Source organism: Micromonospora sp. WMMD980 (assembly GCF_029626035.1).
Lineage (GTDB): Bacteria > Actinomycetota > Actinomycetes > Mycobacteriales > Micromonosporaceae > Micromonospora.
The window spans coordinates 4,227,575-4,248,565 of the sequence record NZ_JARUBE010000003.1; the positions used below are offsets into that span (position 1 = coordinate 4,227,575).

The 20,991-nt window shown below is 74.4% G+C and carries 17 protein-coding genes; 8 read left to right on the plus strand and 9 right to left on the minus strand.

All coding sequences use genetic code 11. From position 1 onward, the window contains the following. Nucleotides 1-101: 101 nt before the first annotated feature. Entirely contained in the window at nt 102-3,002 is a 2,901-nt protein-coding gene (gene secA, locus O7618_RS19800) for a preprotein translocase subunit SecA (RefSeq protein ID WP_278107593.1), read from the minus strand. Nucleotides 3,003-3,172: 170 nt separating this feature from the next. Here secA and O7618_RS19805 point away from each other — a divergent pair, with 170 nt between their 5' ends. Both O7618_RS19805 and O7618_RS19810 read left to right on the plus strand, forming a co-directional pair. Further along, a complete protein-coding gene (locus tag O7618_RS19805; protein WP_278107594.1) occupies nt 3,173-4,330 on the plus strand; it encodes a GNAT family N-acetyltransferase in 1,158 nt (385 codons plus the stop codon). Next, complete coding sequence (locus tag O7618_RS19810) at nt 4,327-5,433, plus strand: GNAT family N-acetyltransferase (protein ID WP_278107595.1); 1,107 nt, start codon at nt 4,327-4,329, stop codon at nt 5,431-5,433. The genes O7618_RS19805 and O7618_RS19810 overlap by 4 nt, the downstream gene beginning before the upstream one ends. A 45-nt stretch (nt 5,434-5,478) precedes the next feature. Here the strand turns inward: O7618_RS19810 and raiA are convergent, their stop codons facing one another. From raiA to mtrA, 5 genes are all read right to left on the minus strand, one after another. Further along, the gene (raiA, locus tag O7618_RS19815; RefSeq protein ID WP_278107596.1) at nt 5,479-6,123 is read right to left on the minus strand and encodes a ribosome-associated translation inhibitor RaiA; all 645 of its coding nucleotides are present in this window, start codon (nt 6,121-6,123) and stop codon (nt 5,479-5,481) included. A gap of 251 nt (nt 6,124-6,374) precedes the next feature. Continuing rightward, entirely contained in the window at nt 6,375-7,076 is a 702-nt protein-coding gene (locus O7618_RS19820; RefSeq protein ID WP_278107597.1) for a ComF family protein, read from the minus strand. A 7-nt stretch (nt 7,077-7,083) separates the two neighbouring features. After that, the gene (locus O7618_RS19825; RefSeq protein ID WP_278107598.1) at nt 7,084-8,901 is read right to left on the minus strand and encodes an LpqB family beta-propeller domain-containing protein; all 1,818 of its coding nucleotides are present in this window, start codon (nt 8,899-8,901) and stop codon (nt 7,084-7,086) included. Beyond that, nucleotides 8,898-10,592 (minus strand): MtrAB system histidine kinase MtrB, encoded by a 1,695-nt coding sequence (gene mtrB / locus O7618_RS19830; RefSeq protein ID WP_278110081.1) that lies wholly within the window; start codon nt 10,590-10,592, stop codon nt 8,898-8,900. Before mtrB ends, O7618_RS19825 begins: the two co-directional genes overlap by 4 nt. Nucleotides 10,593-10,662: 70 nt before the next feature. After that, on the minus strand, nt 10,663-11,352 hold the full coding sequence (gene mtrA / locus O7618_RS19835) for an MtrAB system response regulator MtrA (RefSeq protein WP_091060316.1): 690 nt from the start codon (nt 11,350-11,352) through the stop codon (nt 10,663-10,665). Between the two features lie 212 nt (nt 11,353-11,564). Between mtrA and O7618_RS19840 the strand changes: the two genes are divergently transcribed. The 5 genes from O7618_RS19840 to O7618_RS19860 are packed head-to-tail and all read left to right on the plus strand — an operon-like array spanning nt 11,565 to nt 16,576. Next, a complete protein-coding gene (locus O7618_RS19840; protein ID WP_278107599.1) occupies nt 11,565-12,407 on the plus strand; it encodes a hypothetical protein in 843 nt (280 codons plus the stop codon). Further along, nucleotides 12,404-13,027, plus strand: a complete 624-nt coding sequence (locus O7618_RS19845) for a DUF4129 domain-containing protein (protein ID WP_278107600.1) — start codon at nt 12,404-12,406, stop codon at nt 13,025-13,027. Before O7618_RS19840 ends, O7618_RS19845 begins: the two co-directional genes overlap by 4 nt. Further along, nucleotides 13,024-14,295, plus strand: coding sequence for a DUF4350 domain-containing protein (locus tag O7618_RS19850; protein ID WP_278107601.1), 1,272 nt, complete (start codon nt 13,024-13,026; stop codon nt 14,293-14,295). The genes O7618_RS19845 and O7618_RS19850 overlap by 4 nt, the downstream gene beginning before the upstream one ends. Continuing rightward, nucleotides 14,292-15,269: a MoxR family ATPase gene (locus O7618_RS19855; protein ID WP_278107602.1), complete on the plus strand. Its 978-nt coding sequence runs from the start codon at nt 14,292-14,294 to the stop codon at nt 15,267-15,269. The genes O7618_RS19850 and O7618_RS19855 overlap by 4 nt, the downstream gene beginning before the upstream one ends. Next, nucleotides 15,266-16,576 (plus strand): DUF58 domain-containing protein, encoded by a 1,311-nt coding sequence (locus tag O7618_RS19860; RefSeq protein WP_278107603.1) that lies wholly within the window; start codon nt 15,266-15,268, stop codon nt 16,574-16,576. Before O7618_RS19855 ends, O7618_RS19860 begins: the two co-directional genes overlap by 4 nt. On the opposite strand, the gene O7618_RS19865 is transcribed toward O7618_RS19860, so the two are convergent. After that, a complete protein-coding gene (locus tag O7618_RS19865) occupies nt 16,554-17,507 on the minus strand; it encodes a stage II sporulation protein M (RefSeq protein ID WP_278107604.1) in 954 nt (317 codons plus the stop codon). The genes O7618_RS19860 and O7618_RS19865 overlap by 23 nt on opposite strands. Before the next feature lie 41 nt (nt 17,508-17,548). Between O7618_RS19865 and O7618_RS19870 the strand changes: the two genes are divergently transcribed. After that, a complete protein-coding gene (locus tag O7618_RS19870; protein ID WP_278107605.1) occupies nt 17,549-18,475 on the plus strand; it encodes an RDD family protein in 927 nt (308 codons plus the stop codon). Nucleotides 18,476-18,513: 38 nt separating this feature from the next. On the opposite strand, the gene efeB is transcribed toward O7618_RS19870, so the two are convergent. Together efeB and efeO are read right to left on the minus strand one after the other, a co-directional pair. After that, complete coding sequence (efeB, locus tag O7618_RS19875; RefSeq protein ID WP_278107606.1) at nt 18,514-19,836, minus strand: iron uptake transporter deferrochelatase/peroxidase subunit; 1,323 nt, start codon at nt 19,834-19,836, stop codon at nt 18,514-18,516. Then, the gene (gene efeO / locus O7618_RS19880; RefSeq protein ID WP_278107607.1) at nt 19,833-20,963 is read right to left on the minus strand and encodes an iron uptake system protein EfeO; all 1,131 of its coding nucleotides are present in this window, start codon (nt 20,961-20,963) and stop codon (nt 19,833-19,835) included. The genes efeB and efeO overlap by 4 nt, the downstream gene beginning before the upstream one ends. Nucleotides 20,964-20,991 lie beyond the last annotated feature (28 nt).

A 20,991-nucleotide genomic window follows, 5' to 3' on the forward strand; every position in this document is an offset into this window, starting at 1 on the left:
CCACACCACTTCGGGGAAACGGCGCCTGCCCTGCTGCTGGACGGCGGGACGCCGACGGGCCCCGGCCGGTGGCCGGGGCCCGTCGGGCGATGCGCTGAAGATCAGTTACCGCCGTTGGGCGAGCCGTGGCAGCGCTTGTACTTGCGGCCGGAGCCGCACGGGCACGGCGCGTTCCGGGACGGGCCCTCGCCGCCGTCGGTCTGGGGCGACGCGGCCCGTCGAGCGGTGCTCGCGGCGACCGCCTGACCACTCGCCCCGGCCGGGGACCGGCGCGGCGTCGAGGCGGCCGGACGCTCCGACGGCTGGCCGATGCCCAACGCCGGCGCCTGCTGCTCGGCCCGCTCGATCACCGGGGCGCCGCGACCGGCCTCCCCGTCGACGGCGGGCGCGGAATATTGCAGGCCCTGCTGCTGCGGGGTGCGGTTGAGACCCTTGGCCCGGATCTCCACCGGCTTCTCCAGCAGCTGCACCTCCTCCTCCGCCTCCGGCTCGGCCTCCTCGACCTGCACGTCGAGGTTGTAGAGGAAGCCGACCGTCTCCTCCTTGATGCCGTCCATCATGGTGGCGAACATGTCGAAGCCCTCGCGCTGGTACTCGATGACCGGGTCGCGCTGGGCGTAGGCCCGCAGGCTGATGCCCTCCTGGAGGTAGTCCATCTCGTAGAGGTGCTCACGCCACTTGCGGTCGATCACCTGGAGCAGGACCATCCGCTCGAGCTGGCGGACCGCCTCCTCGCCGAGCTGCTCCTCCCGCCTGTCGTACGCGGCGTTCGCGTCCTCCTTGAGGCGGGCGAGCAGGAAGTCCTGGTCGAGGCCGGCGCGGGAGCCGACCTCCTCCTCCAGCTCCTCGACCGTGACGCCGACCGGGTAGAGCTGCTTCAGGCTGGACCAGAGCTGGTCGAGATCCCAGTCCTCCGCGTAGCCGTCGCTCGTCGCGCCGACCACGTAGGCGCCGACCACGTCGTCGATCATGTTGCGGACCTGGTCGGAGAGATCCTCGCCGTTGAGCACCCGGAGACGCTCGGCATATACCACCTGGCGCTGCTTGTTCAGCACCTCGTCGTACTTCAGGACGTTCTTCCGGATCTCGGCGTTCTGCCCCTCGATCTGGGCCTGCGCGCTCTTGATCTGGCGGGTGACCATCTTCGACTCGATGGGCACGTCCTCCGGGATGTTGAAGCGGTCCATCACGGCCTCGACCGCGCCGGCCCGGAACCGCTTCATCAGCTCGTCCTGCAGCGACAGGTAGAAGCGGGACTCGCCCGGGTCGCCCTGCCGGCCGGCGCGACCGCGCAGCTGGTTGTCGATCCGGCGGGACTCGTGCCGCTCGGTGCCGAGCACGTAGAGCCCACCGACGGCGGCCACCTCCTCCGCCTCGGCGTCGCAGGCCTGCTTCCAGGTCGGCAGGATCTCCTCCAGCGCCTTGGCGTATTCCTCAGGCTGCTCGACCGGGTCGAGGCCGCGCTGCCGCAGCTCGTTGGCGGCGAGGAACTCGGGGTTGCCGCCGAGCAGGATGTCCGTGCCGCGGCCGGCCATGTTGGTGGCGACCGTGACCCCACCCTTGCGCCCGGCCTGGGCGACGATCTCCGCCTCCTTGGCGTGGAACTTGGCGTTCAGCACCGAGTGCGGGATGCCGCGGCGGCGCAGCATGTGCGACAGGATCTCGGAGTTCTCCACCGAGACGGTGCCGACCAGCACCGGCTGACCCTGCTCGTGCCGCTCGGCGATGTCCTCGACGACGGCGTTGAACTTGGCCTTCTCGGTCTTGTAGATGACGTCGGGCCGGTCCATCCGGACCATCGGCCGGTGCGTCGGGATGGTCACCACGCCGACCTTGTAGACCTTGTTGAACTCGCCCGCCTCGGTCTGGGCCGTGCCGGTCATGCCGGAGAGCTTCTCGTAGAGGCGGAAGTAGTTCTGGAGGGTGATGGTGGCGAGGGTCTGGTTCTCCTGCTTGATCTCCACCCCCTCCTTGGCCTCGATCGCCTGGTGCATGCCCTCGTTGTAGCGGCGGCCGTGCAGGATGCGGCCGGTGAACTCGTCGACGATCAGGACCTCGCCGTCGCTGACGATGTAGTCCTTGTCGCGCTTGTAGAGCTCCTTGGCCTTGATCGCGTTGTTCAGGTAGCCGACCAGGGGCGTGTTGACCGACTCGTAGAGGTTGTCGATGCCGAGCCGGTCCTCCACCCGGGCCACGCCGCACTCGGTGACCGCGATGGTGCGCTTGGCGTGGTCGACCTCGTAGTCGCCCTCGCCGTCGGTGCCGGGCTGGAGGCGGGCCACCACGGTCGCGAACTCCTGGTACCACCGGGCGGAGTGCTCGGCCGGACCGGAGATGATCAACGGGGTGCGGGCCTCGTCGATGAGGATCGAGTCGACCTCGTCGACCACCGCGAAGAAGTGGCCGCGCTGGACCAGCTCCTCCTTCGACCAGGCCATGTTGTCGCGCAGGTAGTCGAAGCCGAACTCGTTGTTGGTGCCGTAGGTGATGTCGCACTCGTAGGCCGCGCGGTGCTCGGTGGCGGGCCGGTTGGGCAGCACCACCCCGACGTTCAACCCGAGGAACTCGTGCACCCGGCCCATCCAGGCGGCGTCCCGCTCGGCCAGGTAGTCGTTCACGGTGATCACGTGCACGCCCTTGCCGGCGAGCGCGTTCAGGTAGACCGGCATGACCGAGGTGAGCGTCTTGCCCTCACCGGTCTTCATCTCGGCGATGTTGCCGAAGTGCAGCGCCGCGCCACCCATCACCTGGACGTCGTAGGGCCGCTGGCCGAGCACCCGCGAGGCGGCCTCGCGGCACACCGCGAACGCCTCGGGCAGCAGGTCGTCGAGCGTCTCGCCGTCGGCGAGGCGCTCCCTGAACTGGTCGGTCATGCCGCGCAGCTCGTCGTCGTCGAGGTTGACGTAGTCGTCCTCGATCGAGTTGACGGCGGCCGCGATGGCCTTCAGCCGACGCACCATGCGGCCCTCGCCGGCGCGAAGGACCTTTTCCAGAATCGACACGGATCAACGCTCCCCTAGACGGTCTCGAACCATCGTAGGCGCTCCGGCGCGGCGATGGTCACTGGTGGCGGCGGTCCGGACCCGCGAACCCGACATAACACCGCGACCATGTGCCCGGTGGCCGCAAATCGGGTTACGCCGTCCGCGAACGATCCGGCACCATGGCTCGGATGGAGCCTGTGGAGATCGTCGAGGACGGGCTGTTACTGCGCCCCTGGCGGGCGGCGGACGCCGACGAGGTGCACCGCGCCTGCCAGGACCCGGACATTCAGCGCTGGACCACCGTACCTCGCCCGTACCTGCCCGAACACGCCCTCGCGTTCGTGACCACGATCAGCGCGACGGCCTGGGCGCAGGACACCGGAGCGCCGTTCGCGGTCTGCGACGCCGACACCGGTGAGCTGCTCGCCTCGTGCGGCCTGGTCTCCGTCGACCGCGCGCTGGACTCCGCCGAGGTGGGTTACTGGACCGCGCCGTGGGCCCGCGGGCGCGGCGTCGCGGTACGCGCCACCCGGGCCGTCGCCCGCTGGGCGTTCGACGCGCTCAAGCTGCGCCGGCTGACCTGGCAGGCCGAGATCGGCAACCACGCCTCCCGGCTGGTCGCGCTGCGCGCCGGCTTCCGGGTCGAGGGCGAGCTGCGGCTGGCCCACCCCGCCGACGGGGGCCGGCCGGAGGGGTGGATCGGCTCGCTCCTCCCGGCCGAGCTGACCGCGCCGGGCGCTCCGGTGCCGTACGGCCCGGCCACGCTCCAGGCCCGCCGCGCGGCGGTCTTCGGCCGGCCGCAACCCGTCCTGTTCGCCACCGCCGGCGGCACCGAGCTGCGGCTGCGCGCGCTGGAGGAGAAGGACCTGGCCGAGGTCGTCCGGACCTGCCAGGACGAGGAGACGGTGCGCTGGACCACCGTGCCGCACCCCTACCGGCCCGAGCACGCCGAAGGCTACCTGCACGACCTGGTGCGGCCGGCCTGGGCCCGGGGCACCGCGGCGATGTTCGCGGTTGCCGACCCGGAGGACCGCTACGTCGCCTCGCTCGACCTGCGGATCCTCGCCGCCGACCCGCTGGTGGCCGACGTCGGCTTCATGACCGCGCCGCACGCCCGGGGCCGGGGCTATCTGCCGGCCGCGCTCATCGCGGTCTGCGCCTGGGGCTTCACCACGCTCGGCCTGGCCCGCGTCGAGTGGCGGGCGAACGTCGGCAACACCGCGTCCCGCCGGGCCGCCGAGAAGGCCGGCTTCACCGTCGAGGGCACGCTGCGCGGCGGCATCCCGCACCGCGGGGAACGACAGGACGTGTGGGTCGGCGGGCTGCTGCCGCAGGACCTCAGGTGACCCCGGAGACGATCGAGGCGTACGGGGTGCGGCTGCGGCGGACCCGGCCGGGCGACGTGCCGGACCTGGTGGCCGGCTGTGGCGACCCGGAGACCCGACGTTTCCTGCCGGCCCTGCCCGACCCCTACGACGCGGACAGCGCCCGGTGGTGGATCACCGAGGGCGAGCCTGCGGTGTGGGCCGCCGGCGGCTGCGCGTACGCGATCGCCGCCCCGGACACCGACCGGCTGCTCGGCGGCATCGGGCTGACCCGGCTCGCCCCGGCCCGGGGGGACTTCGAGATCGGCTACTGGGTGGCGCCGTGGGCCCGTGGACGGGGCGTGGCGACCGCCGCCACCCGGGCGCTCGGCGAGCGCGCCTTCGCCGCCGGCGCGGCCCGGCTGGAACTGCTCACCCACCGGGAGAACGAGCCGAGCCAACGGGCCGCGCTGGCCTGCGGCTACCGGCACGAGGGCGTCCGCCGGGCGGCGAGCGCGGCCCGCGACGGCGGACGCCACGACCTGGTGGCGTGGGTGCGACTGGCCGACGACCCGCCCGGGCCGACCGCCCGGTTGCTGCCGGACCTGCCGGGCGGCCGGCTCGGCGACGGCGTGGTGACGCTGCGCCGGCTGGCGCCGGCGGACGCCGACGCGCTGCACCGGCTGCACACGCTGCCGGAGGTGGTGGCGAACCGGGTGCCGCCGGTGCCGCCGGATCGGGAGTCGATCGCGCGTCGCTGCCGGCTCGCGGCCGGTTACTGGTTGGCCGGTGACGCCGCCGACCTGGCGATCGTGGACGCGGCCACCGGCGCGCTGGTCGGCGGCTGCGCGCTGGGTTACGACGAGCCGACCGCCGGCCAGGCCACGGTCGGCTACAGCCTGTTGCCCGAGGCCCGGGGCCGAGGGCTCGCCACCCGGGCGATCCGCCTGCTGGCCGGATGGGCCTTCGACATCGGCGTCGCCCGGCTCTGGGCCGGCACCCGACCGGAGAACGTCGCCTCCCGACGGGTGCTGGAGCGGGCCGGCTTCCGGCGCGAGGGGCTGCTGCGCGGGCGGATGCCCGGCGCGGACGGCGCCCGCACCGACGCCGTGGTCTACGGCCGGTTGGCCTCGGACCGGGACTGAACGGGCCCCCGCGTGCGGCGGGGGCCCGCCTCGTCGGCCAAGGGGTCAGGTGTCGAGCGAGATGATGCCGTAGTCGTAGGCGCGGCGGCGGTAGACCACGCTCGGGCGGCCGGACTCCTTGTCGAGGAACAGGTAGAAGTCGTGGCCGACCAGCTCCATCTGGAACAACGCGTCGTCGACGGTCATCGGTTCGGCCGGGTGGACCTTCTCCCGGGCGATGTGCCACGGCTGGTCGTCGGATTCCTCGGGACCGTTCTGGTCCGGGCGTTCGGCCACGGCGGTGGCCGTGCCGTGCCCGTTGAGCGAGGCCAGGCCGGGCCCGTCGAGGTCGGCCACCGGCAGGCCGGCGGTCGCGGCGGCCACCGAGAGCGGCGCGTGCCGCCCGCGGTGCACCCGGCGGCGGTCGGCCGCCCGACGGAAGCGGGTGTCCAGCTTGGCGATGGCGGCGTCGAGCGCGCTGTAGAAGTCGTTCGTGCAGGCCTCGGCCCGGATCACCGGACCACGCGTGACGCAGGTGATCTCCACCCGCTGGCAGTGGTCGGCCTGGCGCGGATTGCGCTCGTGGAACAACTCGACATCAACGCGGATGAGCTTGTGGTCGTAGCGTTCGATCTTTGCGAGCTTTTCGGCTACGTGCACCCGGTAATGGTCCGGCACTTCGACGTTACGGCCCTTGACCACGATGTCCACGTGACCTCCCTTGTTCGGACGGTCGTTCGGTCCGGATCTTTCCGGTCGACGCGCCTGGGAGGACTCCGCTCGGCGTCGACCGGTGGTGTTCGGCTACGCCTCCTTCCGATGCCGGGGGAAGGTTGGCATCCTCACTACCCCCGACACCGAAACGCTAACTCCTGTTGGGCCCCCCGTCACCCCCGGTTGCGGAGAGCGGTCGCGAAATTTAACACCTCATACACCATGGGGTGAAAGGGATGCACGAAGCGTCACCGACGCCGCCACTTTTGCGTTGCGGCGAGCACCACCGCGACCTTTGGCGTCATTCCCGCGGCGTGCAATTTCCGGCTCACCGCCGCCAGCGTGGCGCCGGTGGTGACGATGTCGTCGAGCAGCACCACCGTTCCGGCCGGCCGCACCGACGCGGACCGGCGCAACCGGAACGCCGACTCGGCCGCCGCGGCCCGACCGGCGCTGTCCAGCGCCACCGAGTCCGGGCGGGGCGACGCCCGCAGCGGTCGCCGCACCTGAACCGGCCAACCGGCGGCACGCAGCCGGGCCGCCGCCGGACGCGCCATCCGGTCCAGATGGTCGCCGTACCGCGCCCGGGCCGCCCGGGCGGTGTCCGGCACCGCCACCAGCGTCACCGGGCCCGGCCGCCCCACCGCCACGGCCACCACCTCGGCCAGCAACGCGCCCAACGGCCGGGCCAGCCCGTGCCGACCCCGCTCCTTGTACGCCAGCAGCCCCTCCCGCAGCGCTCCGGCGTACGGGCCGAGCGCGACGCAGGGCGGCAGACCGGGCGGGGCCGGGTCGGGGCGGGTCGGCGCCGGCCGCAACGACTCCAGCTCGCCGACGCAGCGTGGGCAGAAGCCCTGCCGCAGAACCGGCGCGCGCGCGGCGCAGCCGGCGCACCCGGCCGGCAGCACCAGATCGGTCAGGTCCGAGAAGAGCCCGCCCAGATCCGGCATCGGGGCCTCAGTAGAGGAAGAAGGGCGCGGTCGGGTTGACCACCCGGCTGCCCGCCGGCACGTCCAGCACCTGCTGCCGCTTGATGAACTCGAACGGGTTGTTCTGGTAGGCCGCGCCGTTCGCCTCGTACATGAAGGAGAACGCGGGCAGCCCGCGGTCCCCACTGCCCGGATATCCGGCGAGCTGGGTCACCGCCGAACCGACGTCGTTCTTCAACGGGGACTCGAAACCGCCGTCGACGCTGAGCTGGTGGATGACCGGACGCCGGTCCGGGTCGTTGCCGGCGAGGACGAGCTGGTCCTCCGAGATCCAGTCGGCGGCGGTGACGCCGGTGAGCAGCGTCGGCAGCCGACGCGGCTGGCCCACGCTGACCACGCCGCCCTCGACGTTCACCGGCGCGACGTAGATCGCGCCGCCGGCCACCAGCGTGATCCGCTGGCCGTCGAGCGACCCGGCCACCGCCACCACCTTCCCGGCCACGTTGAGCGGGACCGGGCTGAGCACGGCCGACCCGTCGAACCGGCAGAGCTTGCCGTCGGCCGCCACCAGGCCCGCCGGGTGGGCCCGGTCCAGCGAACGCAGCCAGGTAGGCCGGCTCATCGTGCCGAACGTCGCCGCGCTGCTGGCGAAGACGGTCACCGGGTCGAGGCCGGTGCCCACCTTGAGCCGGAGACGCCGCTCCGGCCCGGTCACCACCAACGCGGCGAGCACCTGGTCGTCGGCGCGGGCGATCGACGCGGAGACCACGTTGCGGTTCTCGGCCGCCGGAAGCGGAACGGCGCCCCGCCGCTCGCTGGCGAGCGCGAGGGGATGGATGACGCCGTCGTAGACGGTGAACCGCGTCGGGTCCGCGCCACGCGGGTAGGCGTCGTGCTCGGTGCGCTCCCGCACCAGGTCGACGCTGAACCGCTTCTGGTTCTGGATCTTCAGGTCGAGCTGGCCGGTCAACTCCGGCAACGACCAGGCCAGTTGGGTGCCGAGCCGGGCCAACCGCTCCTCGTTGGCCCCGGGCATGTCCAGGTTGACCTCCCACTGGGAGTTCGCGCCGGTGGCGTTGTTGATCGGCCGGGTCCGGTCGGGCAGCCCGGTCACCCCCGGCTCCAGCCAGTCGGACGGGCCACCGGCCAGCCACTTCACCACCTCGGTGACCAGCCGCTCGGCCGGCACCGCCGGCAGGTAGCGCAGGTCGGGCACCAGGCGGGTCAGATCCGAGTTCCAGAAGTAGACCTTGTGCTGGCGGTAGTACTCGCGCAGCGCCGAGTCGCTGGTCAGCAACGGGGGTGGCAGCCGGGTGATCAACAGACCGCTGCCCGGGGGCTCGGCCCGGCGCAACTCGAAGACGTACTCGGTCTCGGTGGCCGTCGGCGGCCCCAGCGTGCCGTCGGCGCGCAACACACCGACCTGCTGCACCTTGATCCGCACCGTGCTGGTGCCCTGGTTGTTCGGCGGGGTGCTCTCGGGCTTCGCCCGCAGCCGCACCACGGTCAGCTCGATCTCGCTGCTCTGCGGCTTGCCCGGGAGCTGGTCGCGGGCCTCGGTGGCGAGGAAGCTGCGGGCCCGGGCGTAGGCCTGGTCCCGATCCCCGGCGGCGGCGGCCCGCAGGTAGTTCTCGATGAACGGCACCGGCTCGTCGCTGTCGGTCGGCGCCGGCGGCGCGGCCGGCGGGCCGTTGAGCGAGCCGGGCTCGGCCACCGGCACCGACCCGTCCACCTGGACGTCGGTCTCGGCCGGGATGCCACAGCCGGCGGGAATCAGCAGCGCGCCGGCCAGCAGCCCGACCAGCAGGCGCCGGGTTGTCGACCGCCGCCCGCTCCGCGCGCTCATGGCCGGGCCTCCGCGTGCTCGGGATCGGCGGGGCCGACGGCCAGCGCCCCGGCGCCGCTGCCCGGGCCGATGGCGAGCAGGCCGCCGTCGCGCGGGCCGCCGAACGGCAGGGTGGCGTCGGCCGGCACCAGTCGCAGCGGCGAGGTGGTGAGCCGGTCACCGGCCCGGGCCGGCAGGGTCAGCCGGAACTGGGCGCCCTGCCCCGGCGCGCCCCACGCCTCCAGCCAGCCGCCGTGCAGCCGGGCATCCTCCAGGCTGATCGACAGCCCGAGGCCGGTGCCACCGGTCTGCCGGGCCCGGGACGGGTCGGCGCGCCAGAACCGGTTGAACACCAGTTTCTCCTCGCCCGGCTTGAGGCCGACGCCGTGGTCCCGCACGGTGACCGCCACCGCGCTCTGGTCCATCCCCAGGGTGATCCGCACCGGCTTGGCCTCACCGTGCTCGACCGCGTTGCCGACCAGGTTGCGCAGCACCCGCTCGACGCGGCGCGGATCGACCTCGGCGATCACCGCCGTGCCCGGCAGGTCGAGCTCGATCGCGACGCCCACCCGCTCGGCCAGCCCGGCCAGCCGCTCGGTCACCCGGTGCACCACCGGCACCAGGTCGGTGGGTTCGCTGTCCAGCACCGCGAAGCCGGCGTCGAACCGGCTGATCTCCAACAGGTCGGTGAGCAGCTCCTCGAACCGGTCCAGCTCGGCCTGGAGCAGCTCGGCGCTGCGGGCCACCGCCGGGTCGAACCCGTCGCGCTCGGTGAAGATCAGGTCGGCCGCCATCCGCACCGTGGTCAACGGGGTACGCAGCTCGTGCGAGACGTCCGAGGTGAACCGGCGTTGCAGCCGGGACATCTCCTCCAGCCGGAGGATCTGCCGTTGCAGATTGGTCGCCATCTGGTTGAACGAGGCGGCGAGCAGGGCCAGGTCGTCCTCGCCGGAGACCACCATGCGCTGGTCGAGCAGCCCGGCGGAGAGCCGCTGCGCGGTGCGCGCCGCGACCCGGACCGGGGTGACCACCAGGCGGGTGACGAGGGCGGCCAGCAGCCCGAGCAGGAGCACCAGGGCGACGCCGGTGGCCACCACCGTGGCGCGGGCGTCGGCCGCCGTGGCGTCCTGCCGGGCCAGGGGTACGAGGTAGTAGAGCTCCACCTGCCCGAACTTGGTCGGCACCGGCGAGCCGTAGACCAGGTATTTCGTGCGCTCCCCGCCGAGCGTGCCGGTGCGGATCTGGTGGGCCACCTTGCCCGACGTCACGGTGCGCCGCAGCTCGTCGCCGATGACCGCCCGGACCGACACGTCGGGCGACACCCGTGGCTCGATGAACTCGGCGAAGTTGTCCGCGGTGATCGCCACCACCACGCCGCTGGTCTGCGTCGGGTCACCGCCGGCCAGGTAGTTGACCGTGCCGTCGATGGTGTCCTGGAGCTGGGCCTCCTGCGGCTGGCTGTAGAGGTTGAACTGCTTCGCGGCGTATTCGCTGCCGTTGCTCAGCCGCAACCGGACGTCGGTCTCGGCGTTCTCCAACAGGATGTTGGTGATCTTGTCGGCGATCAGGTAGGCGAAACCGCCCACCAGCAGACTCGACGCCACCAGCGTGATGGTGACCACGCGGACCTGGAGCGAGCGCCGCCATGCCTGGCGCACGCCCGCGACGAGCCGGGCCGACCGGCCGACCAGGTCGCGTCGGAGCGCCCGCACGGCGTGCAGCCGGCGGGACGCGTGCGTCGGCGGGTCGGGCAGCGAGGTGGTCACCACAGTGCTGCCCAGGTTATCCGGTGCCCGCCTTGTAGCCCACGCCCCGAACGGTGAGGATGATTTCGGGTCGCTCCGGGTCCGGCTCGATCTTGGCGCGCAGCCGCTGCACGTGCACGTTGACCAGCCGGGTGTCGGCGGCGTGCCGGTAGCCCCACACCTGCTCCAGCAGCACCTCGCGGGTGAAGACCTGGCGCGGCTTGCGGGCGAGCGCGACCAGCAGGTCGAACTCCAGCGGCGTCAGCTTCACCTCCTCGGCGTCCCGGCTGACCGTGTGCGCCGGCACGTCGATGGTGATCTGGTTGCCGGGCGGGCCGATGGTGAGCAACTCCGGCGCGACGTCCTCGCCGCGCCGCAGCCGGGCCCGCATCCGGGCCACCAGCTCCTTGGGCTTGAACGGCTTGACCACGTAGTCGTCGGCGCCGGACTCCAGCCCCAGCACCACGTCGACGGTGTCGCTCTTGGCGGTCAGCATCACGATGGGCACGCCGGACTCGGCCCGGATCGCCCGGGCCACGTCGATGCCGCTCATGCCGGGCAGCATCAGGTCCAGCAGGACGATGTCGGGCCGGCTGTCGCGGAACGCGGCCAATGCCCGTTCTCCGTCGGCGACGAAGGACGGCACGAAGCCCTCGCTGCGCAGCACGATGCCGAGCATCTCGGCAAGGGCGGGGTCGTCGTCGACCACGAGTACGCGGGCTCTCATGGGGTTTATCGTTCCATCCCCGTTCAGTCGGAGGTCGGAGTCTTGCCGGCACGGTAGCGCCGAGCGCGCCCACGCACCACAGCCGGCGGCGTGCCCGGCCAGCGTGGCGCGCCCACGGCGGACGGGTCCACCGGATGCGGACCCGCCGTGCAACCATGATCCCCCGGGTGTCGCCCCGCCCGCCACCTCTGCCCCGCCGTCCAGGAGTTCGCGTGTCCGACGCCGGCCCGATCGCGGTGCTCCCGCGCCGCCCGGTGACCGTCGGTGAGCTGCTGGACGCCGCCGTCCTGCTGCTGCGCGACCAGGCCCGGGTGCTCGTCCCGCTGGCCGTCCCGCTGGCCCTGGCCGAGCAGATCCTGCTCCACCCGGTGCGGATGCTGGCCGGCGCCCACCCACCCGGCTGGTGGCCGGGCGGCGAGCCGCGCCTCGGCTGGTACTGGCTGCTGCTCGCGGTCGGCGCCGCCACCGAAGCCATGATCATCGCGTTGCTCGGCAACCCGGCCGCGCGCGCCGGCGGGGCGGCGCTGCTCGACCGCCGCCTGGCGCCGGCGGAGCTGCTGCGCGCGGCCCGCCCGGGCGCGACAGTGCTCGTCGCGCTCGCGGTGGGGCTGCTCGTCGGCCTCGCCGGGCTGGCCGGCCCCGCCTGGTTCGTGGCGTACGGGCTGCTCGGCCTCGTGGTGCCGGTGCTGGTGCTCGACGGGGTTCCGGCGCACCGCGCCCCGGGGCGGGCGGTCCGGCTGGCCGTCCGGGTCGGCGGGCGCGCCGCCGCCGTCCGGCTGCTCGGCTACCTGGGCTGGTGGCTGGTCCGGATCGGCATCGGGTTGGGCGTCCCCTACGGCCTCGGGCGGCTGGGCCTGTTCGACGTGTCGGCCTTCGCGCTGCCGGTGGCCGTCGCCGCCCAGGTCGCGGTGAACGCGCTCGCGTACCCGGCGCTGGCCTGCCTGGACGCGGTCCTGCACCTGGAGACCCGGATCCGCACCGAGGGATTGGACATCCGGCTCTCCCGGGCGCCTGCCGGCGTGCCGGAGCCCGTGCTGTTGGCGGCCCGGCGGTGAGCCGGTGGTGGACCGAGACGGCCGCCGCGCTCGGCGACGTGATACCCCTGCCGCTGGTCGCCTTGCTGCTGCTCGCCGTCGCGCTGCTCGCCGCGCTGGCCTGGTATTCCCTCCCGGCCTGGGTGCCCCGCCGGCTGCCCCGGTTCGCGCTGCCCCGGCTCCGCCGGCCGAGGCTGCCGCGCTTCCGGTCACCCCGGTTCCGACTCCGGCTGCCCCGGATGCGCCGGCCCGCCCGCCGGCGTCGGCCGGACCTTCCGGCGGCGCGCGTGCCCGCCCCCCGCGAGGCGCCGTCCGGGCCGACCGACCACCTCGGCGCGGCGGACCGGCTGGCCGCCGAGGGCCGGTACGCCGAGGCGGTCCGGGAACGGCTGCGCGAGATGGTCCGGCTCCTGGTCACGCGGCAGTTGGTGGAGCCACGGGCCGGGCTCACCGTCACCGAGGTGGCCGAGGCGGCGGCCCGGAACCGGCCGACGCTGCGGCCCACCCTGCACGCCGCCGGAACGATCTTCTCCGACCTCTGGTACGCCCAACGCACCGCCACCGCCGGGCACGACCAGCGGATGCGCGTCCTCGCCGCCGACCTGCGACGTGAGCTGACCGGCGAGGAGGAACCGCGGTGACCGCCACTCCGGCGCCGACGCGCCGCCGCCGGCACCGGATCCTGATCCCGCTCGGGCTGGGCCTGCTGCTGATCGTGACCACCCTGGTCCTGCACGGGGTGGACCAGCCCGACCCGGACGAACGCGGCTTCCTCTCTCCCGTGGCCACCGACGACGACGGGGGCAGCCGCCTCGCCGAGGCGCTGGCGGCGCAGGGGGTGTCGACGAGCCGGGCGACCGACACGGCCGCCGCGCTGCGTACCGCCGGGGCCGCGCCGAGCACGCTGTTCGTGCCGGCGCCCGACCTGCTGCGGCCGGACACCCTGGCCGTCCTGACCGCGTTGCCGCCCGGCAGCCGGCTGGTGCTGGTCGAGCCGTCCCGCCGCGCGCTCGTGGAGCTGCGCGCGCCGGCCGAACCGACCGACCGCCGCTGGGCCGCCCGGGCCCTGCCGCCGGACGCCGACGACGCGTCGTGCCGGCTGCCCGAGGCGGTGCGCGCCGGCACGGCCGCGGTCGACCGCCAGCGGTACGCCGGGCCGGACCGCGCCGACCGCTGCTACGGCGGCGCGCTGCTACGGATCCCCGGCGGCGTGGAGATCGTGCTGGTCGGCGCCAGCGACCCGTTCCGCAACGACCGGATCGACGAGTGGGGCAACCAGGTCCTCGCCACCGGCCTGCTCGGCGGCGGCGGCCGCCCGGTGGTGTGGCTGGACCTGCCCGCTCCCGAACCCGAACCGACCAGTCCGAGCCCGTCGCCGACCCGGGAGGTCGACGGCGCGCCCGCGCCGAGCGGGACCGCCTCGGCACGCCCCGAGCGGACGGATCCGCCGCCGGGTGTCGACAACCCGCTGTGGGGCGCGTTCCCGACCTGGTTCTGGGCGATCCTGGCGCAGCTCGCCGTGGCCGGACTGCTGGTGGTCCTCTGGCGGGCCCGCCGGCTCGGCCCACCGGTGGCGGAGCCGCTGCCGGTGACCGTCCGGGCCGCCGAGACCGTACGGGGCCGGGCCCGGCTCTATCGGCGGGCGGGCGCCCGGGACACCGTCGCCGCGACGCTGCGGGACGCCGCGTCGGACCGCATCCTGCCCCGGCTCAACCTGCCTCCCGACACCCCGGACGAGGAGGTGGCCGCCCGGGTCGCCGCCGACATCGGTGGCGACCCGCAACGGGTCGCCGAGCTGCTGCACGGGCCCACGCCGGGCACCGACCGGGAGCTGCTGGAGCTGGCCCGTGAGCTGGACACGTTGACCCGTACCCTGGCCCCGCATCCGAGCGAAGGAGAAACCCGGTGACCGGACCCGTCATCGCCGCTGCCCCGTCGGACGCCCGCGCCGCCCTGCACCGGCTGCGCGCCGAGGTGGGCAAGGCCGTCGTCGGGCAGGACGCCGTGGTCACCGGCCTGGTGATCGCGCTGCTCTGCCGGGGCCACGTGCTGCTCGAGGGCGTGCCGGGGGTGGCCAAGACGCTGCTGGTCCGCACCCTGGCCGCCGCGCTCGACCTCGACGCCAAGCGCGTGCAGTTCACCCCCGACCTGATGCCCGGCGACGTCACCGGCTCACTGATCTTCGACCCGCGCACCGCCGCGTTCACGTTCCGCGAGGGGCCGGTCTTCACCAACCTCCTCCTCGCCGACGAGATCAACCGGACCCCGCCCAAGACCCAGTCGGCGCTGCTGGAGGTGATGGAGGAGCGGCAGGTGACGGTCGAGGGCGAGCGCCGCCCACTTCCCGAGCCGTTCATCGTCGCGGCCACCCAGAACCCGGTGGAGTACGAGGGCACCTACCCACTGCCCGAGGCGCAGCTCGACCGCTTCCTGCTCAAGCTGACCGTGCCGCTGCCCGGCCGGGACGAGGAACTGGGCGTGCTCCGCGCGCACCACGCCGGCTTCGACCCGCGCGACCTGCGCGCCGCCGGCGTACGCGCGGTGGCCGGCGCGGCCGATCTCGCCGCGGCCCGGGCGGAGGCCCACGCGGTGCACGTGGCCGAGCCGGTGCTCGGCTACATCGTGGACCTCTGCCGCGCCACCCGGTCCACCCCCGCCCTGGAGCTGGGCGCCTCTCCCCGGGGTGCCACCGCGCTGCTCGCCACCGCGAAGGCGTGGTCCTGGCTGGCCGGCCGCGACCACGTCACGCCGGACGACGTGAAGGCGGTCGCCCGCCCCACGCTGCGCCACCGGCTCCGGCCCCGGCCGGAGGTGGAGCTGGAGGGCGTCACGGTGGACGCCGTGCTGGACTCGGTGCTGGCCACCGTGCCGACGCCGCGATGACCTGGCGGGCGGGCCTGCTGCTCGCGGCGGGCGCCGCGACGCTGCCGGCCTGGCCGGCGCCGTTCCTCGGCGTCGCCGTGCTGACCGCGGCGGTGCTGCTGCTGGTGGCCCTCGACCGGGCGCTCGCGGCCCCGCCGCACGCGCTCACCGTGCACCGGGTCGGCGACCGGACGGTCCGGCTCGGCGGCACCGCCACCGTCACCCTGCACCTGGCCAACCCGACCGACCGCACGCTGCACGCCCAGGTGCGGGACGCGTGGGTGCCGTCGGCCGGGGCACGACCGGAACGGTCCGCCCACGAAGTGCTGACCGTCCCGCCCGGCGGCACGGCCGCCCTGCCGGTCCGCCTCACCCCGACCCGACGCGGCGACCGGCCGGCGGTGGCGCTGACCGTACGCTCGCTCGGGCCGCTGCGGCTGGGTTTCCGGCAGCGGGCCGGGCGACCCGCCACCCCACCGTGGACGCTGCGGGTGCTGCCGCGCTTCGACTCCCGCCGGCACCTGCCGGAGAAGCTGGCCCGGCTGCGGGTCATCGACGGCATGCAGGTGACCCGGGGCCGCGGCCACGGCACCGAGTTCGACACCCTGCGCGAGTACGCGGTCGGCGACGACGTCCGGTCGATCGACTGGCGGGCCAGCGCCCGCCGTGCCGACGTGCTGGTGCGCACCTGGCGCCCGGAGCGGGACCGGCGGCTGGTCTGCGTGCTCGACACCGGCCGCACCGCGGCGGTCCGGCTCGGCGACGAACCCCGGCTGGACACCGCCATCGACGCGGCGTTGCTGCTCACCGCGCTGGCCGCCCGCGCCGGCGACCGGGTCGACCTGCTGGCCGTGGACACCGTCGTGCGCGCCCGGGTGACCGGCAGCGGCCGCCCGGCGTTGCTCACCCGCCTGGTGGAGGCGATGGCGCCGCTCCAGCCGGCGCTGGCCGAGACCGACTTCGAGCTGATCGCCGCCGAGGTGCTGCGCCGCGAGCGGCGACGCAGCCTGGTGGTGTTCTTCACCGCACTGGACCCGGGCGCGGTGCGGGAAGGACTGCTGCCGGTGCTCCCCCGGCTGGCCGCCCGGCACCGGGTGGTGCTGGCGGCCACCCACGACCCGGCGCTGACCGGGCTCACCACCGCCACCCCGACCGGCCCCGACGACCCCTACGCGGCCGCGTCGGCCTGGCGCGCGCTCGCCGAGCGAGGCCGGGTGCGCGCCGCCCTGTCCCGGCACGGGGTGACGGTGGTGGACGTGCCCGCCCACCGGCTCGCGCCCGCCGTCGCCGACACCTACCTGCGGCTCAAGTCGCTCGGTCAGCTCTGACCGCACGCCCGCCGAGCACCAGCGCGTAGGCCAGGAACGCCATCCAGACCAGGGCGCCGGCCGCCACCCGCGCGGCGGTCGGCAGCGGGGCCGGGGTGACGAACGCCTCCAGCAGCGCGGACACCGCGAACAGCCCGACCAGGCCGGCCGCCACCACGATCGCCGCCCGTCCCGCCTCGGCGACCGCCCGGCCGCGGCCGAGATGCGCGGGCGGGGCGATCCACGCCCAGGCCGTCCGCAGCCCCACCCCGGCGGCGATGTGGATGCCGGTCAGCTCCAGCAGGCCGTGTGGCGTGATCATGCCGAAGAAGACGTCCGCCCGGTCGTAGGAGATCATCACCCCGCCGACCACGCCGATGTTCAACGCGTTCTGCCACAGCAGCCAGAACACCGGCAGCACCAGCACGCCGGCGGCCAGGCACTGGGCCGCCAGCCAGGCGTTGTGCGTCCACAGGTGGAACGCGAAGGTCGGCGCGGCGAACTCGGTGTAGTAGCCGGCGAAGCCGGAGTCGACGAGTTGCCGGGCCGACTCGGCGCCGATGAACGCGGCGGCGGTGTCCGGGTGGCCGGCGACGAACCAGATGAGGAACGCGGTCAGCGCGCTGAACGCGGTCGCCACGCCGCACCACCACGGCCAGGCCCGGTAGAGGGCGGCCGGCAGGTCGGCCAGCAGGAACCGGCGCACCGACGCCCAGGAGGGCCGGGGACGACCGGTGATCCGGGCCCGGGCGGCGAGGACGAGGTGGGAGAGCCGCCCGACCAACACCGGCTCGGGAGCCCGGCTGCGCAGTGTGGAGAGGTGGGTGGCGGTGCGTTGGTAGAGCGTGACCAACTCGTCGACCTCGGCCGGGTCCAGGCGGCGCCGGGCCGTCAACTGCTCCAGCCGACGCCACTGCGCCCCGTGCTCCGCCGCGTACGCGTCGAGATCCACCAGTCCTCCCCCGTCCGGCGTCCATGGTGTTCACTGTCGGGGTGCGCGCGCAACCTCCGCCGTCCCGCTGGGCCGACGCCGGTCTGGTCAGCGGCGAGGCGGTGGAGCTGGACGTCCGGGTCGCCCGGCTGGGCTCCCGGGTGCTCGCCCTGCTCGTCGACCTGATCGTCCAGATCGGCCTCACGCTCGTGCTCGGCGCGGCGCTGTCGATGCTGGTGCTCGCGCTGCCCCCGGACGTGCTGGACGCCGCCCTGGCCGGCGGCCTCCAGGTGGTCCTGCTGGTGCTGGTGTTCGTCGGCTACCCGGTGGTGATGGAACGGTTCGTCGGTGGCCGGACGGTCGGCAAGCTGGCGGTGGGACTGCGGGTGGTACGGGCCGACGGCGGGCCGGTCGGCGTCGGGCAGTCGCTCACCCGGGCGCTGGTCGGCGTCGCGGTGGAGTGGCCCGGCCTGGTGCTGCCGCTGCTGAGCTGGGCGGCGACCGTGACGGTGATGCTCACCGACAGGCGCGGGCGGCGGCTGGGCGACCTGGTGGCCGGCACGCTCGTGGTGCACACCCGGGGCGCCGGGGTGTGGCGACCGCTGCCGCCGGCCGTACCGCCGCTGCTCGCCTGGGCGGCCACACTGGATCTGACCCAGGTGGACGACGGGCTGGCCCTGGCCGTCCGGCAGTACGTGGACCGGCTGCCGCAGCTCGCCACGCCGGAGGCGGTGGGGCTGGGCCGGGAGCTGTGGGCGGAGGTGGCGGCCGTGACGTCACCGCCACCGCCGTGGCGGGCGCCGGAGTGGGCCTACCTGGCCGCCGTGCTGGCCGAGCGGGGGCGCCGGGCCGCCCACCGGCTGGGTCGCACCCGGGTGGTCACCGACACGCTCTGGCCGGAGCTGGCCGGCACGCCGGCCGCGCCGGTCCCGACGCCGCTACGGCGGGCCGCGCCGGAGCCCGCCGAGCCCGGCCCGCCCCGCCGCTGAGCGCGGGGCCCCACGCCGACGCCCGCCGGCGGGCCGGCTCAGGAGAACAGCGCGCGGCCCCACCAGTCGGCCGCGTCGCGCACGCCGGGCGGGCAGGCGAACAGGCCGCTGGAGACGTGCCGCAGGTATTCGTTCATCGCGTCGTTGCGGGCCAGCCGGGTCTGGATCGGCACGAACTGCTTGCCCGGGTCCCGCTGGTAGGCGATGAAGAACAGCCCGGCGTCGAGCCGGCCCAGGCCGTCCGAGCCGTCCACGAAGTTGTAGCCGCGGCGCAGCAGCCGGGCGCCGCCGTTCTGGTCGGGGTGGGCGAGCCGCACGTGCGCGTTCTCCGCGATGACCGGTTGGCCGTCGTCGCCCTTCGCGGCGAAGTCCGGCTCGTCGAACTCGTCGCGCCGGCCCAGCGGGGCGCCGCTGCCCTTGGTCCGGCCGGTGATCGTCTCCTGCTCGGCCAGCGGGCTGCGGTCCCAGGTCTCGATCAGCATCCGGATCTTGCGGGTGACCAGGTAGGAGCCGCCGGCCATCCAGTCCGGGCCGTCGCCCGGCTGCACCCAGAGCTGCTCGCGGAGCAGGCCGGCGTCCTCGGCCTTGAGGTTGGCGGTGCCGTCCTTGAAGCCGAACAGGTTGCGCGGCGTGGCCTGGTCGCGCGACGTCGACGAGGTACGCCCGAAGCCGAGCTGCGACCAACGGACGCTGACCACGCCCATGCCGATCCGGGCCAGGTTGCGGATGGCGTGCACCGCCACCTGCGGGTCGTTGGCGCAGGCCTGGACGCAGATGTCGCCGCCGGACAGCTCCGGCTTGAGCGCGTCGCCGGCGAAGTGCGGCAGCTCGGCCAGCGCGGCCGGGCGGCGGGCGGCGATGCCGAAGCGGTCCCGGCCCTGGGCGTCGCGGAACAGCGACGGGCCGAAGCCCACGGTGACGGTGAGCTGCGACGGGGGCAGCCCGAGCGCCTCGCCGGTGTCGTCCGGCGGGGCCTCCGGCATGCCGTCGACGGCGCCGATCAGCCCGGCGTCCCTGCCGGCGGTCATCCGGGCCGCGGCGGCGGTCCACTCCTGGAGCATCGTGACCAGCCGGTCCCGGTCCTTGGTGACGACGTCGAACGCGACGAAGTGCAGCCGGTCCTGGGCGGCGGTGGTGATGCCGGCCTGGTGCTCGCCGAGGAACGGCACCGCTCCGGCGGCGGTCCCGGTGGCGGACGCCTGGTCGCCGCCGGCGAGCAGGGCGCCCGCGCCGGCCGCCGCTCCGGCCACGCCGGCCACGCCGACGCCGGCCAGGGTCATCGCCCGGCGCCGGGAGACGCCGCGTCCAATGCGGGTGTCGTTCGGCTCGCTCGTCGCGTCACCGCCGGCCGGGGTGGTCATCGCGCGACGGCCGCCGCGATCTTGCTGACCGGCTCGGCCAGCGCGTTGATGCTGTCCGAGAGCTCCTTCAGCTCGGTCTTGCTGAGCTGGGTGTGCAGCTTCCAGCCGTCGCCGGCCCGGTGCTTGCCGAGCGCGGCCTCGACGGTGGCGAACTCGGCGTCGAGCTGCTTGACCAGGTCCGGCGCGCGTTGTTCCAGGGCCGGACGCAGCGCGGCGACGGCAGCCTTCGAGCCTTCCAGGTTGGCGTTGAAGTCCCAGAGGTCGGTGTGCGAGTACCGCTCCTCCTCGCCGGTGATCTTGCCGCTGGCGACCTCGTCGAGGAGCGCCTTGGCGCCGTTGGCGAGCTGGAGCGGGGTGAGCTTCTCGGCGTCGGCCTTGGCCACGATCGCCTTGACGTCGACCAGGAGCTGGTCGGCGATCGGGCCGTCCTTGCTGATGTCGCCGGTGGTCCAGAGGTCCTTCTCGATCCGGTGGAAGCCGGTGAACTCCATGCCCTCCTCGATCACCTCCTCGCGGCCGTCGATCTTCGGGTCGAGGTCGCCGAAGCTCTCCGCGACCGGCTCGATCCGCTCCCAGTAGGTGCGGGTCACCGGGTAGAGCGCCTTGGCCTTCGCCACGTCGTTGGCCTTGACCGCGGCCACGAACTCCTCGGTCTTGGTCAGCAGCGCGGCGGTCTGGCTGCGCACGTAGCGCTGGTAGCTGGCGGTGGCCTCGGTGAGCGCGGCGTCCGGCGCGACGCTCGCGGCGGTGCCGCTGACCTTCAGCGCGCCCCGGATGCCCCGGCCGCTCATCCCCGGCTTGCAGGCGGTCTCGTACGTCCCGGCGGGCAGCTCGACGCGCAGTTCACGGCTCAGCCCGGGGGCGATGTTCTCGACCTCGCCCATCACCCGGTCACCCGCGGCGTAGACGTAGAACTCGTTGACCTTGGAGCCGCTGTTGGTCACCTTGAAGGTCACCTGACCCGCGTCGATCGCGGTGCGGCCGACCTCGCAGGCGGTGTCGGTGGCCTTGACGGCGATCGGGCCGCCCGCGGTGGCGTCGGCGTCGTCACCGCCCCCGCAGCCGGCCAGGCCGGCGACGGCGAGCAGCCCGGCGGCGGCGGGCGCGACGAATCGAGTGGTACGCATCGGTGCGGGTTCTCCTCGGAGACGGGCG